This is a genomic window from Pseudomonas spartinae (genome assembly GCF_965197125.1).
Classification (GTDB): domain Bacteria; phylum Pseudomonadota; class Gammaproteobacteria; order Pseudomonadales; family Pseudomonadaceae; genus Aquipseudomonas; species Aquipseudomonas composti_A.
Genome location: NZ_CBDAMB010000048.1, coordinates 1 through 255 on the forward strand (window position 1 = coordinate 1; position 255 = coordinate 255).

A 255-nucleotide genomic window follows, 5' to 3' on the forward strand; every position below is an offset into this window, starting at 1 on the left:
AGGAACTGAGACTCGCTCATGCTGGATGTTGTCCACTGCACGTAGGAGGAAACGTTCTCCAGCACGATGGGACGTTCCAAAACATCCTGCACCAAGCGCACCCGGGCCGCGACATGCAGCAGGCTCTCCTGGGTAAACGGCAGCGGTAGCAGATCGTGAAGTTGATGGGCGTTGCCTCGACTCCAGCACAGGTGATCAGACACCCACTGAGGCTGCACCCGATCCGCCAGCTGCTTGAGCTGTCGTAGGTAGTCT

The 255-nt window shown here is 58.8% G+C and carries 1 protein-coding gene; it reads right to left on the minus strand.

The window, feature by feature from the left end; translation table 11 throughout:
• Positions 1-255: multinuclear nonheme iron-dependent oxidase (locus tag ACN8M7_RS26000; protein WP_490262633.1), on the minus strand; the 255-nt coding region annotated here is incomplete at both ends.